General features: G+C 70.3%; 9 protein-coding genes and 4 tRNA genes. 8 read left to right on the top strand and 5 right to left on the bottom strand.

Translation table 11 applies throughout. The features are described 5' to 3' along the window. Positions 1-383 precede the first annotated feature (383 nt). The 7 genes from ACGFI8_RS18270 (at position 384) to ACGFI8_RS18240 (ending at position 9,028) form a co-directional block, all read left to right on the top strand. Positions 384-4,697, top strand: a complete 4,314-nt coding sequence (locus ACGFI8_RS18270) for a discoidin domain-containing protein (RefSeq protein WP_392806211.1) — start codon at positions 384-386, stop codon at positions 4,695-4,697. A 324-nt stretch (positions 4,698-5,021) separates the two neighbouring features. After that, entirely contained in the window at positions 5,022-7,874 is a 2,853-nt protein-coding gene (locus ACGFI8_RS18265) for a hypothetical protein (protein WP_392806209.1), read from the top strand. 120 nt (positions 7,875-7,994) lie between these two features. Next, on the top strand, positions 7,995-8,414 hold the full coding sequence (locus ACGFI8_RS18260) for a hypothetical protein (RefSeq protein WP_392806206.1): 420 nt from the start codon (positions 7,995-7,997) through the stop codon (positions 8,412-8,414). 236 nt (positions 8,415-8,650) lie between these two features. Next, positions 8,651-8,723, top strand: a tRNA-Trp gene (locus ACGFI8_RS18255). A gap of 16 nt (positions 8,724-8,739) precedes the next feature. Next, a tRNA-Asn gene (locus ACGFI8_RS18250) sits at positions 8,740-8,813 on the top strand. A 62-nt stretch (positions 8,814-8,875) separates the two neighbouring features. Then, a tRNA-Val gene (locus ACGFI8_RS18245) sits at positions 8,876-8,949 on the top strand. 2 nt (positions 8,950-8,951) lie between these two features. Further along, a tRNA-His gene (locus ACGFI8_RS18240) sits at positions 8,952-9,028 on the top strand. A gap of 151 nt (positions 9,029-9,179) precedes the next feature. On the opposite strand, the gene ACGFI8_RS18235 is transcribed toward ACGFI8_RS18240, so the two are convergent. Genes ACGFI8_RS18235 through ACGFI8_RS18225 form a run of 3 tightly spaced genes read right to left on the bottom strand, consistent with a single transcriptional unit; the run spans position 9,180 to position 11,190 of the window. After that, the gene (locus ACGFI8_RS18235; protein ID WP_392806203.1) at positions 9,180-9,530 is read right to left on the bottom strand and encodes a hypothetical protein; all 351 of its coding nucleotides are present in this window, start codon (positions 9,528-9,530) and stop codon (positions 9,180-9,182) included. 39 nt (positions 9,531-9,569) lie between these two features. Then, positions 9,570-10,778 carry an RNA-guided endonuclease InsQ/TnpB family protein gene (locus ACGFI8_RS18230; protein ID WP_392806200.1) on the bottom strand — a complete coding sequence of 403 codons (1,209 nt, stop codon included), beginning with the start codon at positions 10,776-10,778 and terminating at the stop codon, positions 9,570-9,572. A 19-nt stretch (positions 10,779-10,797) separates the two neighbouring features. Then, the gene (locus tag ACGFI8_RS18225; RefSeq protein ID WP_392806197.1) at positions 10,798-11,190 is read right to left on the bottom strand and encodes a hypothetical protein; all 393 of its coding nucleotides are present in this window, start codon (positions 11,188-11,190) and stop codon (positions 10,798-10,800) included. A 186-nt stretch (positions 11,191-11,376) separates the two neighbouring features. On the opposite strand from ACGFI8_RS18225, the gene ACGFI8_RS18220 reads away from it, so the two are divergent. Then, positions 11,377-12,018, top strand: coding sequence for a hypothetical protein (locus ACGFI8_RS18220; protein WP_392806195.1), 642 nt, complete (start codon positions 11,377-11,379; stop codon positions 12,016-12,018). 16 nt (positions 12,019-12,034) lie between these two features. On the opposite strand, the gene ACGFI8_RS18215 is transcribed toward ACGFI8_RS18220, so the two are convergent. Together ACGFI8_RS18215 and ACGFI8_RS18210 are read right to left on the bottom strand one after the other, a co-directional pair. Continuing rightward, a complete protein-coding gene (locus ACGFI8_RS18215) occupies positions 12,035-13,795 on the bottom strand; it encodes an Hsp70 family protein (RefSeq protein ID WP_392806192.1) in 1,761 nt (586 codons plus the stop codon). Beyond that, positions 13,792-15,774: a hypothetical protein gene (locus ACGFI8_RS18210; protein WP_392806189.1), complete on the bottom strand. Its 1,983-nt coding sequence runs from the start codon at positions 15,772-15,774 to the stop codon at positions 13,792-13,794. Before ACGFI8_RS18210 ends, ACGFI8_RS18215 begins: the two co-directional genes overlap by 4 nt. Positions 15,775-15,783 lie beyond the last annotated feature (9 nt).

Below are 15,783 nucleotides of genomic sequence, written 5' to 3'. Positions count from 1 at the left end.
AGGCACGGTTCCGGCGGTCAGGACGAAGTCCTGACCGCCGGACTATCGCCGCCACTGCTGTCCGCCCATCCACGCCGCAATATGGCTACTGGCTGATGAAAGAGCCTGGAAGTTCCATATTGACCGGCCGGTAGTATTGCTGTAATTTCCTGCTCACGCTCCGCAAAAGACTTGCAAGTCGCAGTCATAGCGTTGACCACTCGGCCGTTAACAGGTTCCACGCCGCCGCCAACCGTGGTGACCTGTCCAGTCCGGGCGCGTGCTCCCGCCCCGGGCCTGCCGCCGTGCGCGGCGGCCAATGTACGCCCCGTCGCACCGATGCGGGCGCATCCGGTATCACCCCTCCTCAGCGCAGTCGCGCCCCTCCAAGAGAGCCGATGAGGATGAACAACACACGCAGACCCCGCCGACTGCGGACGGTCACCCTGGCGCTGGTAGGCCTCGTGGCCGCCGCGCTACCCACGTTCAGCACCACAACCGCCCACGCCGCGAGCACGAACCTGGCGCTGGGTAAGGCGGTCGCGGTCAGCAGCAGCAACGGCCAGTATGTGGCGGCCAACATCAACGACGGGAACCAGGCCAGCTACTGGGAGAGCGCCAACGGCACCTTCCCGCAGTGGGCCCAGGTCGACCTGGGCTCCGCGACGTCGGTCAACCAGGTCGTCCTCAAGCTGCCCACCGGCTGGGGTGCCCGCACCGAGACGCTATCGGTCCAGGGCAGCACGGACAACTCGACATTCTCCACCATCGTCGCCTCGGCCGGGTACAACTTCGACCCCAGTGGCAACGGCAACACGGTGACGATCTCGTTCGGCGCGACGTCGACCCGCTACCTGCGAATCAACATCACGGCGAACACCGGCTGGCCGGCCGGGCAGATCTCCGAGTTCGAGATCTACGGCACCATCACCTCGACCACGAACCTGGCGCTGGGCAAGACGATGAGCGCCAGCGGCGTCAACCAGACCTACGTGGCCGCCAACGCCAACGATGGCAACGCCTCGACCTACTGGGAGAGCACGAACAACGCCTTCCCGCAGTGGCTGCAGGTCGACCTCGGCGCCTCCGTCGCCGTCAACCAGGTCGTGTTGAAGCTGCCGCCGTCCACGTCCTGGGGCGCGCGGACCCAGACGCTGGCGGTGCGGGGAAGCACCGACGGGTCGACGTTCACCGACATCGTCGCCGCGGCCGCGTACACGTTCGACCCGAACACGGGCAACGTGGTCACGATCAACTTCAACGCCACGACCACCCGGTACGTGCGGCTGAACATCACCGCCAACACCGGCTGGCCGGCCGGGCAGATCTCCGAGTTCGAGGTCTACGGCCCCGCGACCGGCGACACGCAGCCGCCGACCGCCCCGTCCAACCTCGCCTACACCCAGAACTCCAGCGGCGCGGTCACCCTGACCTGGGGTGCGAGCACCGACAACGTCGGCGTCACCGGCTACGACGTGTACGCCAACAACGCCCTGCTCACCTCGGTGCCCGGCACGGTGCTGACCTACACGGACAACCCGCCGCTCACCTCGACGATCACGTATTTCGTCCGGGCGCACGACGCGGCGGGCAACCAGTCGAGCAACAGCAACAGCGTCACCCGCACCGGCCAGTCCGGCGGCGACACACAGCCGCCGACCGCTCCGTCCAACCTCGCCTACACCCAGCCCGCCTCTGGCCAGATCAAGCTGACCTGGGGCGCGTCGACGGACAACGTCGGGGTTACGGGCTACGACGTCTTCCGCAACGGCACGCAGATCGGCACGGTCTCAGGCACCACCCTGACCTACACCGACGCGCAGCCGGACACCGCCACGGTCTCGTACTACGTCAAGGCGCACGACGCGGCCGGCAACGTCTCCGCCCCGAGCAACACCGTGACCCGGACGGGTTCCGGCGGCAGCGGTACCAACCTCGCGCTCGGCAAACCGATCGACGGCACGGCGAACACGTACATCTACGTGCCCGCCAATGCTAACGACGGCGACGTGACCACGTACTTCGAGGGCTCCTCCTACCCGTCTCAGTTGACGGTGCACCTGGGCGCCAACGCCGACATCACCTCGGTTGTGGTCAAGCTGAACCCGGCCTCGGTGTGGGCGGCCCGCACCCAGACCATCGCGGTGCTCGGCCGGGAGCAGAGCGCGACGGCGTTCACCACGATCGCCGCCGCGCAGACGTACTCGTTCGACCCGAACACCAACCAGAACACGGTCACCATCCCGGTCACCGCGCGGGTCGCCGACGTCGAGCTGTCCATCACGTCCAACAGCGGCGCCCCGGGCGGGCAGGTCGGCGAGTTCCAGGTGATGGGCACGCCCGCGCCGAACCCGGACCTGACCCCGACGTCCAGCTCGTGGACGCCGTCCGCACCAGTGGAGTCGGACACGATCACCGCCTCGGCCGTGATCCAGAACGCCGGCACCGCGGCCTCGGTGGCCACTGACGTGAACTTCTACGTCGGCAGCAACAAGGTCGGCTCCACGACGGTCGGCGCGCTCGCCCCCGGGGCGACGCAGACCGTGTCCGCCTCGATCGGCACGCTGAGCGCCGGCACCTATCAGCTGACGACCAAGGTCGACGAGTCGAAGAAGAACTTTGAGCAGCAGGCCAACCAGAGCTACACCAACCCGACCAACCTGGTCGTCACCCCGGTGCAGTCCGCCGACCTGGTCGGCACCGTCAACTGGACGCCGAGCACGCCGAGCGCCGGCAACACGGTGAACTTCACGGTCACCGTGAAGAACCAGGGCAACGTGGCCACCACGTCCGGATCGCACGGCATCACCCTGACCCTGCTGGACGCCAACAACAACACCGTGGCCACCCTGTCCGGCTCGGTGTCCGGCGTCATCGCCGCCGGGGCCTCGGCCGCACCGGTGAACATCGGCTCGTGGACCGCGGCCAACGGCAAGTACACCGCACACCTCGTGCTGGCCACCGACCCCAACGAACTGCCGGTCAAGCAGCCGCACCTCACCAGCGACACCCCGCTGTTCGTCGGCCAGGGCGCGAACATGCCGTACGGCATGTACAAGGCCACCGACGGCACGCTCGGCGGGTCCGCAGCCGTGGTCGGGCCGAACCGCACGATCGGCGACATCGCCGGCGAGGCCACCGGCCGCAAGGCTGTGACGCTGAACAACACCGGCGACTCGGTCAGCTGGACCTCACGCGAACAGACGAACACGTTCGTGCTGCGCTACTCGATCCCGGACGCCCCGGGCGGCGGGGGCACCACGGCCACCCTGAACCTGTACGCGAACGGGCAGCTGGTCCAGCCGCTGAACCTCACCTCGCACTACGCGTGGCTCTACGGTTCCGAGACCGGGCCGGGCGACTCGCCCAGTGCCGCCTCGCCGCGGCACATCTACGACGAATCCAGCTTCCTGCTGTCCCAGACGTACTCCGTCGGCACCGTCTTCAAGCTGCAGAAGGACTCGTCGAACCAGTCGCAGTACGCGATCGACTTCATGAACCTCGAGAAGACCGCGCCGACCGCGAACCCCGACCCGGCCCACCTGGTCGTCCCGGCCGGCTTCACCCAGCAGGACGTCCAGAACGCCCTGGACAAGGTCCGCATGGACACCACCAACACCTTCACCGGCGTGTACCTGCCGACCGGGCAGTACAGCGTGTCCGGGCGCCTGCTGATCTACAACAAGCCGGTCAAGGTGGTCGGCGCCGGCGTCTGGTACACCCAGCTCCTCGCGCCGCAGAACCAGACCAACACCGACACTGGGTGGGACCTGCAGTCCGGCGCCAGCGGCTCGACGTTCACCGGGTTCGCGTGGTTCGGCAACTACACCACCCGCCAGGACGGCCCCGGCCACACCTGGGATCTGCGCAACCAGTCGAACATCACCATCGACAACGTCTGGATCGAGCACAACGTCGTCGGCGTTTGGGGCGCGTCCAACGTCCAGAACTCGACGTTCACCAACATGCGCATCCGCGACACGATGGCCGATGGGATCAACCTGACCAACGGCAGCCAAGGCAACCTCATCTCCAACGACGAGGCCCGCACCACCGGCGACGACAGCTTCGCGCTGTTCGCCGCGCAGGACCAGTGCGGCGGCTGCAAGCTCGCGAACAACACCATCCAGAACGTCACCGCGATCGCCCCCTGGCGGGCGGCCGGCATGGCGGTCTACGGCGGCGGCGGCAACACGATCCAGAACTTCACCGTCTCCGACACCCTCTGCTACCCGGGCCTGACGATCAGCTCCCTGAACTTCGGGTTCTCCTTCGAAGGGTTCGAGTCGACACCGCAGACGACGATCCAGAACTTCTCGCTGCAGCGCGACGGCGGCCACTTCTGGGGCAACCAGGCGTTCGGCGCGATCTGGGTCTTCTCCGCGACCCAGCCGTTCCAGGGCATCCGGGTCAACAACGCCACGATCACCGACCCGACGTACACCGGCATCATGTTCCAGACCGACTACAGCGGCGGTACCGCGCTGAACCCGGTCAAGGACACGATCTTCACCGACACCACAATCACCGGCGCCCACACCAACAACGACGGCTTCGGCAACGGCAAGTCCGGCTTCGGCATCTGGGCCAACCCGCTGCCGGAACCGGGCCAGGGCCCGGCGGTCGGCTCGGTCACGTTCAACCACCTGACCGAGAGCAACAACGACGTCAACATCCAGAACACCACATCCACGTTCACCATCACCGTCAACCCGTGACCGCCTGCCGGTCCTGACGTGACGCACGCGGCGCCTGCCCGGGTTTCTCCGGGCGGGCACCGTCGTGTCGGCGTCAGCCGGCCGCGAGCGGTTCGAGGGCCCCGGACAGCAGGTCGGGGCCCGTCGAGCATGAAACTCTCCCGGCCGCACTTGGCGACCTCACCGCGGCTCGTGTCGGGCGGGTGTCCGGAATCAACCACAAAGCGCGTGAATCACCATGTCGGTCCACATTGGACACCGGGGCCGAAAATCCTTCCCTCGCGCCGCTACGATGATGGCGATCGACGCCGATCGTGGCGTCGTCACGGGGAGGTACACGTCCACATGAAACGCATCGGAACGGCGATGCTGGTAAGCGCGGTCGGTGTCGCCGCCGCAGTCCTGGCCACCGGCCAGCCCGCCCTCGCCGCCACCTCGGCCAATCTACCCCTGTCGAGCTGGGCCTATCTCGACTCCCAGAGCCCGAAGGCGAAGTTCGTCAACCCGACGGTCCCGCCACCCGTCGGCACGCTGGTCGACAGCGCGAACAACGCGCACACCTACCGCTCCTACTTCACGTATGACCTGACCCAGCTCAAGGGTGCGGTCGTGCACAGCTCGTATCTCTACACCTTTGAGAACGCGGTCACGGACTGCAACAGTCCCGCGACGATCGAAGTGTGGCGGACCGCTGCGGTGAAGGACAACACGACCTGGAAGAACCCGCCGGCCGAGCTGGAGAAGCTGGTCTCCGCCAACCGCGGGAAGGGCTCCTACTACTGCCCCGGCTACCTGGGCATCGACATGGTGTCGGTGCTCAACGCCGCGCTCAGCCGGCACGAGAAGTCGGTCACCCTGGAGTACCGGATCACGGCGACTCAGGAGACAGACCCGCACGCCGGCCGCACGATTGAGCGGCCGACGCTGAGTTCGACCTCCAACCGGCCGCCGACCGTCAGCGACCTGCACCTGGCCGGCCCTGACCGGCCGTGCGGCACGCTGAACAAGCCGTCGCCGGCGGCGGCTTGGACTTCGTTCAAGGCTACGGCCAACGATCCCGACGGCGACTACGCGACGGTCCTGTATGCGATCTGGCCGGTCGACCACCCGGACCAGCGCCGGGAGTTTCACGACTACTACGGCACCGACCTGAGTCAGTACGCCGACGGTGCGCTGCTCGCCTGGCAGGCGCGGGCCAGCGACTACTACGACCCCGGCCCGTGGAGCAAGGTCTGCTACATCGTCATGGACAAGACGGCGCCGGCAAACCCGCCGAACGTCTCGTCGAACATCTACCCCGAGGGCAACACACCGGGTGGCGGCACCGGTATCAAGGGGAAGTTCCGCCTCGACTCGGGTGGTGACCGTGACGTCGTCGCCTTCGCGTGGCGGGACTCAATGGGCTACTACGGCCAAGTCCCGGCGCGGCACCCGGGCGGTGCAGCGATCCTGGAGTACACCCCGCAGCGGGCGTGGTTCGCAGATCTTTACATCACCGCGATCGACGCGGCGGGCAACCGCGGGCCGGAGAAGGACTACCGGTTCTGGGTCGCCGACACCGCGCCGAGCGCGCAGGTCGACATGAACGGAGTCGGGCTGCCGAGCACGATCCACCTAACCGCGCCGAAGCCCGAGACGACCGCCTTCGGCTACCAGATCAAGGGCAGCCCCGAGACGCGGGTGCCGGCGGTCGGCGGCAAGGCGACCGGCCACGTCACCTTCGCCGCGACCGGCGACACCGAGGTCATTGTCAGCAGCTACGCGAAGAACAAGCTGATCGGGCAGGACACCCTGCGGATCTGGGTCACCGACGCCCCCGGGGTCGAGTCGGCCGAGTTCAACTTCGAGAACGAACAGATCGCCGGCAAGGTGGGCTCGTTCAAGTTCACGCCGCACAACAGCGACGTGGTCGCCTACGAGTACCTGCTGGACGATGCCTGGCAGACCGTCCAGGCGGCGGCCGACAACACCGCCGTGGTGCAATGGACGGCGACCGCCGGGTGGCATGCCATGTATGTCCGGTCGATCAAGGCCGACGGCTCCAAGTCGTTTGAGAACTACTACCAGTTCCGCGTCCTCAACCCCGTGCCGAGCCTGTACTCGCCGACGCTGCAGCACCTGGACCGGATCGACGGCGTCGGGCTCCCGGTGCAGTTCTATCTGAGCAGCGAACTGCCGAACCTGAGCGGGTTCGCCTATCGGTTCGACGGCGGCGCGGAGGTCGTCGTCCACGACAGCGCCTGGTGGAACACCGCGGAGATCTACGTCACGCCGGTACACACCGGTGACAACACGCTCATCGTCGAGGCGCTGCTGTCCGACGGCACCCGGTCGCCGCAGCAGACCTTCACGTGGAAGCCCTTCGAGGGGCCGGTCGTCACCACCGACCCGCCCAACGGCGGCGCGGCGGCTCAGCCGATGACGCTGACCTTCCGTTCGGTTCTGCCGAACACGAAGGAGTTCCGCTACTCGCTGGAATTCAGCGAGTACCAGACCGTCGCGGCGGGGCCGGACGGCACGGCGACCGTGTCGTTCACACCGCAGTGGAACGGCTGGTTCTCCACCCGGGTCGTCAGTATCGCCCAGGACGGCACGCAGTCACCGGAGCGGGTGATGACGGTCCCGGTCCGCGACACGCGGGTCTCGGTGTGGAGCCAGTACAACGAGTGGGTTCCGAGGGGTGGCATCGGCGTGCCCGGTGACTTCTCCTTCAGCACCGCCTGGACGCCGGAGGTCGTGGAGTACCACTACCGTTTCAACGGCGGCCCGGAGCTGACCGTGCCGATCGCGGACAGCTGGAACACCCTGGTCACGCTCGTGCCCGACCGCAACGGGCTCAACACGCTCACCGTCCAGGGCCGCACCGCGGACGGCCGGCTCTCGCCGGTGACCGAATATGCTTTCCAGGTCGGCACCATGCCGTACGTCTACTCCGAGGTCTACCCGGAGGGGACGCCCGGCGGCGGGCCCGGCGTCGAGGGCCGGTTCGAGTTCAGCGGCGGCACGGCCGGCATCACATCGTTCGAGTACGAGATCGGTGGGGTGGCCGGCACGGTCGACGCCGACGCGCAGGGCCGCGCGTCGATCACGTGGACTCCGACCGAGGCGACCGGCGTCTACCTGGTCGTCAAGGGCCGCAAGGCGGACGGCGGCACGACCGACGAGGTCTGGTACTACATCTCGGTCAAGTCGGCCTGAGCAATCGTCTCGGACGACCATAAGGCCACAGCGTTCTACCAGTGACAGCGTGACGCTCCGCAGACCGGCGACGGCCTGCGGAGCGTCACCTGCTCTCGCCGGCAACGCTATCGTGGCGATGTGACCGCGGAATGGACCCTCTCGGATGCCTGGATTTTTGCCTCCATCGCGGGAACAGGTCCTGACGACGGCTGCACGCTCACCCAGATCATCGCGACGGCGGACGCCATCAACCACGCCATCCCGACCGAGGCCGAGTTCGTCCAGGCCGTGCCCCGCCTGATCGCCGCGGGTCTCGTCGGAGCCCAGCCGGAGGCCGACCGCTACTGGCACACCCCGGCCGGTCGGGCACTGAACGGCCGCGACCTCTTCGGCTGGATGGACGCGATACCACCGGCGCTACGACGCCTCGGCGAGCCTCAGGACACCGCGTGGTCACTGCCCCCGGGCGCGTTCAACCGTGCGACCCAGGAATGGCTGCAGCGCGCCGACGCGATCCTGAAACGCAGGTCCCGGACCGCCGGAAATCCGTTGCCCTGAGGATCCCACGGCTCGTATCGTTCACCTCGAACGCGACGCCGCAACCCGCAAGTTCACTCAGGAGCAGACCCGTGAACACCTGGCACGCCAATCACACCCGGCAGCACCGGCCGGCGTGCGAGCAGACGGGACGCGGCGAGAAACGGTGGTGGCGAGGGTAAGCCCAGAAGCTTCCCGACGCCGCCCGCCCCGCAAGGGACCCGGGCGGTTTTTCGTTGCAGGACAAGCATTTTCATAGGGGCGTAGCTCAACTGGCCGAGCAGCGGTCTCCAAAACCGCAGGTTGCAGGTTCGAATCCTGTCGCCCCTGCGCACAGCCCCATCATTCCCGCGTAGCTCAATCGGCAGATGCGCCCGGCTGTTAACCGGGAGGTTGTGTGTTCGAGTCACACCGCGGGAGCGCATGGAAGAAGCGGCGGCGTCGCCTGGCCGCCATAGGTTCGAATCCCACCTCCGCTTCTTGCTCGCGTAGCTCAGCCGGGATGAGCGCCGCCCTCACACGGCGGAGGCCGCAGGTTCGATCCCTGCCGCGAGTACGGTGACCGTGGTGTACCGGATGTGCACGCCGGATTGTGGCTCCGGAAGGCGAGGGTTCGACTCCCCGCGGCCACCCCAAGGGAGCGCCGACGTTGGTTCGACTCGGGGCGGCGGTTCTTCTCGATGCCATCCACTGTGGACACCGAGACCCACTTGCCCCGTAGGCGCGTTGTTCTCGGGAAGCCGCCCGTAGCGGCCGGGTCAGATGCCGCCGGGCGACTGCGAACCGTCAGGGCACGGCCCATCCGTCTCGGGCCGGGCCCGACTCCGCTGCCGCGGCCGGGACTGGGTTCGGCGCCGCGGCCGGGTCCGAGTTCGGCGCCATGCTCGGCGTCGTGTTCGGGGCCGCGGCCTGGGCCGGCGGGGTCCAGCCGGACCAGGACCACACCGTGGCGTGCGTCGACGCCGGGGCGGGCGTCCGGACGAACCGCTTGGTGCGCGGGTCGACGAGGCCCACCACGGCGGCCATTGTCAGCGCGACGCCGGTCGCCATCCCGGCGAGGAGTGCGACGCCGACCGGCGGTGGCACGTGCCGTGCGGCGCCCGACGGCGAGCCGGCGGCGACGGCCGAGATCTCCACCAGCAGTACGACATCCAGGGTCTTGACATCCTCCCCTCCCTAAAGGGAGGGGATTGCCTGGGTCGCCCCAGGGGTTTCCTGCTTCACCGCCGGTCGCCGCGTCCGGGAGGACTCCCGTTGAGGTCTTACACCAACTCCACAGGCCGACACCGCCAGCCCGGCGGCCAGGATGTTGCGTGCCGCGTTCACGTCCCGGTCGTGGACGGTGCCGCACCGGCACGTCCACTTCCGCACGTGCAGCGGCAGCTGCTCGGCCAGCGCGCCGCAGGCCGAACAGCGTTTGGAGGACGGGTACCAGCGGTCGACCGCGATCACCTCACGGCCGTACCAGGTGGCCTTGTACTCCAGCATGGTCCGGAACTGCCGCCACGCCGCATCCGAGATGGCACGGGCCAGCGTGCGATTCTTGACCATGTTCCGTACGGTCAGGTCCTCGATCACGATCGTTTGGTTGTCACGAACGAGCCGAGTGCTCAGCTTGTGCAGGTGGTCGCGCCGCCGGTCGGCGATCCGGGCATGGACGCGGGCGACCTTGACCCGGGCCTTCACCCGGTTGCTGGAGCCCTTCTCCTTGCGGGACAACGCCCGCTGCGCGCGGACCAGTCGCGCCCGGTCGCGGCGCTCGTGCCGCAGGTTGGGGATCTTCTCCCCGGTGGAGAGGGTGAGCAGACTGTCCAGCCCGGCATCGACCCCGACAGCAGCAGCCGCTGCCGGGGCGTCGGGGATCACGTCGTCGCAGAGCAGGGACACGAACCAGCGCCCGGCCACGTCCTGCGACACGGTCACCGTCGACGGCGAAGCCCCCTCCGGCAGCGGCCGGGACCACACGATGTCCAGCGACCCGGCCATCTTCGCCAACGTCAGCCTGCCGCCACGGAACCGGAACGCGCTGGTGGTGTACTCCGCCGACCGCCGAGACTTCTTCTTCGACTTGAAGCTCGGGTAGCAGGCCCGGCCAGCGAAGAAGTTCGCAAACCCCGCCTGCAGATGCCGCAGGGCCTGCTGCAACGGCACGGACGAGACGTCGTTGAGGAACGCCAGTTCCTCGGTCTGCTTCCACGCGGTCAGCATCGCCGAGGTCGCGTTGTAGCCCACCCGCTCCCGCCGCAACGTCCACGCCTCGCTGCGGGCTGCGAGGGCCAGGTTGTAGACCTTCCGGACACACCCGAACGTCCGCGCCAGCTCAGCGGCCTGCGCGCCGGTCGGGTAGCAGCGGTACTTGAACGCCCGCTTCACCGTCCTGCACACGCCACACATCTTGGCCGATCTATTTTGTGAACCTTGCGGTGACACGCCGGTAGACGCCGATCCGCCATGGCGGCGAATCAGCTATCTCTGCCCTGCTCCGCAGGGGTTCCGTTTCCTCCCCGGGCCTGAAGGCCGGGTATCCACGGAAGGAATCCGATGACGATCCCGGCGGCCGCGCGGGCCAGCAGCGCCGCGACCCGGCGACCGCGCTGGCGGCGCAGGCGGCGGCGGTGGCCACGGTGTACGGGGCGAGGACCACCGCGACGAAGGTCAACGCCGAGGCGAGCTGGTCGGGGCGGACCACGATCGCCACGGCGGCGACGAAGGACGCGACGCTGAGCGCCCCGCCGAGTGCGAAGCGGCGTAGCGCGGGCACCGCGAACCCGGTGTCCACCATCGGCAGCTCGGGCACCGCCGGCGGCGCCTGCGGCTCGGACCGCGATGCTTGTCAGGCCCGGACGCGTCACCGCCAGCCTCCCCCGCCGGTTGCCAGGACCGCCGGCGGGGCGCCGGATGAGAGGTCAGGCGAGTCGGCCTGGGCCAAGGGGTCGGGCGAACAGACGGACCAGCCGTGGGCCCCGGAGGTCATAATGCCCCGGTGGCCACGGACGCATCGTTGACGACCGCAACCCGCCCGCGCGACGTGGTGAACGCCGCCGGCGCGTGGCTCGGCGCCGCCCTGGCCGCGGAGGGCTTCCGGTGGCTGCCGCGACGCCGCCGGCTGGAGCGTGAGGCCGGTGGCCTGCTGCACCGGATCAGCCTCGCCCCCAGCGCGTACAACCGAACCGGATCGTCGATCGAGGTGACGACGTACGTGAGCGTCCACGACCCGGCGCTGCGCGCCCGGCGGGGCGGCGACGACGATCTGGTGTGCGGGCACGCGCTCGGCTACACCGCCGGCCGGGCCAACGGCTACGTGTACGGCGACTTCACCGACGGGCAACTCCAGCTGGCCGACCCGGTGCTGCGGCTCGGCGTTCTGGAGCGGTTCGCGGCGACGGTCCGCGAGGGCGTGCTCCCGTGGTTCGCCGAGGCGAGCGACGTCGAGACCGTCGTCGGCTCCTTCGCCGGGGATCACACGGCCAACCCGGAGGCGCTGGTCGACTGGCTGGCGAGCCGCGGCCGCCCCGACCTGGTCGCGGCGTACGGCGCACGGTACCTGGCCCGCCACCCCGGCCGCGAGGAGGGCTGGGCGGCCAGGATCGCGAGAGGCAACGGCGGCCCACCGGCTGGCCGGTGACGCCCTGAGCGGACGGTCAGTGGTGGTAGCGGTCGCCGGCGTAGGTTTCCAGGGACTCGCGGACCAGTTGGTCGCCGAAGCCGCTGGTGCTGGTCAGGAAGAACACGCTGTACGGGCGGGACCAGAAGCGGGCCGTGCCGTGGTCGCTGCCCAGCGCCGTGTTGCTCGCCGGCGTGCAGACCAGCCAGCGGCTGAAGCGGTGCGGGCGGAAGTACACCGTCGCCATCTGCGCCCACGGGAACGTCGTGTCCTGACCGTTCAGCGTGATGGTGATGCCGGTCGCGTCGATCGTCGTCGGGCGGGTGTCGCGCGAGCACATCGCCCACTGGAACAGCTTCACCGCCAGGCCCGCACCGCCGGCCAGGAGCAGCAGCCAGCTCAGTGCCGTGAACAGCAGGCCGTCGAAAGCGCCCAGGATCAGGCCGACGACGAAGAGCGCGCCGAAGCGGAACGTCGCGCCGGAGTGGTGGCGGTACGGGTTGGCGATGAGCTTGCGCTTGTCCTGTTGGCGCGCCGGCGGCGGGGCCGGGGGCGGCGGCATCATCGGCGCGGGCTGCGGATGCGGTGGTGGCGGCGGCGGGGGCATGACGACGGTGACCGTCTCCCGCAGCGTGTTGCCGTCCCGGCCGGGGGCGGTGAAGGGCGTGGGCGGCGCGGTCGTGGGGGCCGCCGGCATCGGTACGGTCCGGCGGCGCGGCGGTGGCTCGTTGCCCACCATCGCGAGGTACCACAGCGCCCCCTCGGCGACGACGAGCTCCGGGTGCTCGACCCGGCGCGGCGAGCGGCCCGTGCTCTGGCCCAGCAGCGTGCCGACGAGCGGGGTGCGGGTGGCCCCGCCGACCAGGAACAGCTCGGCGCGGTCGTCGCGGCCGATCTTCGCGCGGCGCAGCACCGACTCGGTCATCGCGACGGTGCGCTGCAGCAGGGCCCGGGCGTCGCGCTCGAAGTCGCCGCGGGTGACCGAGACGTCCTCGTCGACGAGCGGCACCGACACGCGGGCCACGCGCTCGGTGCTCAGCCGCTCCTTCGCGCCGCGGCAGTCGTCCCACAGCAGGCGGGCCGACCAGCGGTCCGGGCCCTCGGGCTCGACGAGCCGGGCCCACTCGTCCGGGTGGCGGTCGCCGACGGACCGGCCGACGCGGCGCAGCACGACCTCGTCGAGGTCCAGGCCGCCGACGTCGTCGAGGCCGGCCTTGGCCAGCTGCTGGAACTCCCGGCCGGTGCGCAGCACCGCGGTGACGTCGCAGGTGCCGGCGCCCAGGTCGTAGACGACCAGCGGGTCGCCGTCGGCGACGGTGGCGCCGCTGGCCAGCAGGTGCGCGGCGGCCGCCTCCGGCTCGCTGATCAGGCTCGGCTGATGCAGGCCGGCATGGCCGGCGGCGGCGCGTAGCACCGCCTGCCGGTCGGCGGACCAGGCCGCCGGGTGGGTGAGCACGACCCGGAGCCGGTCGGTACCGGCGAGGCGGACCGCCTCGGCGTAGACCTGGGCCAGGGTCGCGCCGATGAGCTGAGCGACGTCGAACTCGTCACCGCCGAGCAGCACCCGGCGCTCGCCGATGCGCCGCTTCGGGTTGGGCTCGTAGCGGCCGGGGTCGAGCCGGGCCGAGCGCACCGCGGCGTTGCCGACGACCAGGGACCGGTGCTCGTCGGCCCACACCGCCGAGGGCAGCAGCGGGCGCCCGTCGAACTGCAGCGGAAACGGCGCCTCGCCCGGCGGCTGCAGGTAGGCCACCGTGTTCGTGGTGCCGTAGTCGATGCTCAGCCGGTATTCGCTCACTGGGAACCCCCCTGCAGGCTGAAGATCACGACGGCGACGAGGGCGACGACGACGAGCGCGATCGCGGCCACGGCGAGGACCGTGCGCGGCTGCGCCCGGCCGACGACGGAGGCGACCCCGCGTCCGGAGCGGGTCCCCGTGCGAGCCCCGGTGCCGTCCACCGTGCCGGACGCCACCGGCAGCGCGCGGACCCGGGTCCGGCGTTCGGCCAGGAGCAGCTCGGTGCGCTCGGGCCAGATGTCGGGCAGGCCCGCGTCCAGGTAGCGGTCCCGGGCGGCGAGCTGGTCGACGCGCGCCTTGCCTGCCAGCGTCGGCTGGAAGCGCCGCAGGGCGAAGAGCAGCGCCGGCGGTACCTCGGAGATGGCATCGCGCGCGAGGAACTTCAGCACGTCGTGGAGCGTGCGCCCGTCCTCGGCGCCGAGCTGCGGCCCGAACGCGGCCTTGAGCACGCGGTACCAGCGGTCCTGGGCCAGCTGCGCGTCGCCGGGCAGGAACGGGATGCAGTGCACGAGGTAGTCGGTGCGCTCCAGCGCCACGTGGGTGGCCTGCAGCGCGTCGGGGTCGAACCGGCGCGCCTCGGCCGCGCTGAGCAGCAGCTCGGTGATGTGCACGTCGGAGCTGGTGTGCCGGTTGGCCAGTTCGATGAGGTCGGCGAGGGAGATGCGGTCCATGAGGGCGCGGATGCCCGGCGACTGCAGGGCGGGCGGCACGCCGAAGGACACGGCCCGCTGGGCCAGCTCGACGATCACGGCCGGGCTGGCGGTGGCGTTGCGGCCGTGCCCCACCCAGCCGCGCAGGTGGTCGTCGACGACGGCGGGCTCGAACGCCGAGCTGCGTAGCGCGTCGCGCAGGGCGTTGCTGGCCGAGGTGCGCATGCAGCGCTGCACGGTGTACCGCGTGACGACCGCCGCCGCGCCCGGGTGGTGCGCGGCGAGCCGGCCGGTGGGCTGCCACGCGAGATACACGGTGCGCAGGTCCCCGTCGTTGAGCTTGGCCAGCTCCGCCTCGAACTGTTGCAGCCCCTCCGCGGTGCGCAGCAGGTCCAGGTGCTCGGGCGCGGCCTGCCCGGAAGTGACCGCCTGGACGAGCGTGGTCTGCAGGATGCGGCCGGCGACGAGCACCTCGCTCTGCCATTGCCGCACTTCGGCGGCGCCGGCCAGGCTGCGCGCGCCGCGCAGCGGTGCCACGGCCGCGGCGCCGCCGCCGCGCCACACGTCGGCGAGCTGCTGGGCGAAGCCGGACTGGCGGGCGCCGGCCGCGCCGGGATAGAGCCGGAACCGGGTGGCCGCGTAGCCGGTGCCGCCGGCGACGGCGTCGAGGAAGACGATCCTGGGCAGGTCGGGGTCGGTGTCGTCGTCCTCGTTGGTGGCGAACGTCAGCTCGCGGCCGTCGCCGAGCACGTCGACCAGGCCGCGGACCAGCGCCGTGGCCGGTGCGTCGGGCAGCACGACGGTGAGCGGGGCGGCCGGGTTGTCCAGGACCCGGCCCAGCAGCTCGTCGAAGACCGGGCCGGGGTCGGTGACCGGCCGGGCCAGCGCCGCCCCGGCGTGCTCGCGCAGCGCCGGGTAGTCCACCGGGTGGAGCCGGCCGGGCGGGTACGCCTCGGGCCCGTTGTGCCCGGCCCAGCCCGGCCAGTCCTCGAGGCCGAGCGCGAGCTGCACGTTGACGACGTCCTCGGGGCCGATCAGCGCGTGCGCGATCGCCGCGCCGGGCCGGTTCTTGTCGTCGCGGGCCGGCACCTTGTGCAGCACCACCCCGGAGCCGTCGACGCGCAGGTAGGCCAGCGACGGCCGGTCGTTGCGGCCGCTGGCCCGGTTGATGCGCAGCGCCAGCCGCTCGTCCCACCACGGCACCGCGGCGTCGGGCAGCGACGTGGCGTCGGGGCCGACGCCGTCGTGGCCGGTGGCGTGCGCCCGGGCCCGCCAGCGGAACACGATCTGGTCGATCCGGGTCCGGCCGCTGCCCGCTCCCTGGCTCATCGCTCCCCC

This window comes from Dactylosporangium sp. NPDC048998 (genome assembly GCF_043197855.1).
In the GTDB taxonomy this organism is placed as follows: domain Bacteria; phylum Actinomycetota; class Actinomycetes; order Mycobacteriales; family Micromonosporaceae; genus Dactylosporangium.
The sequence above is the reverse complement of the archived record's forward strand: the minus strand, read 5'-3'. Positions and strand labels throughout refer to the sequence as shown.

What these genes read in the sequence shown, in the direction of transcription:
- ACGFI8_RS18270 (WP_392806211.1), top strand. Translation starts at nt 384, where the DNA reads ATGAACAACACACGCAGACCCCGCCGACTGCGGACGGTCACCCTGGCG.
- ACGFI8_RS18265 (WP_392806209.1), top strand. Translation starts at nt 5,022, where the DNA reads ATGAAACGCATCGGAACGGCGATGCTGGTAAGCGCGGTCGGTGTCGCC.
- ACGFI8_RS18210 (WP_392806189.1), bottom strand. Translation starts at nt 15,774, where the DNA reads ATGAGCCAGGGAGCGGGCAGCGGCCGGACCCGGATCGACCAGATCGTG.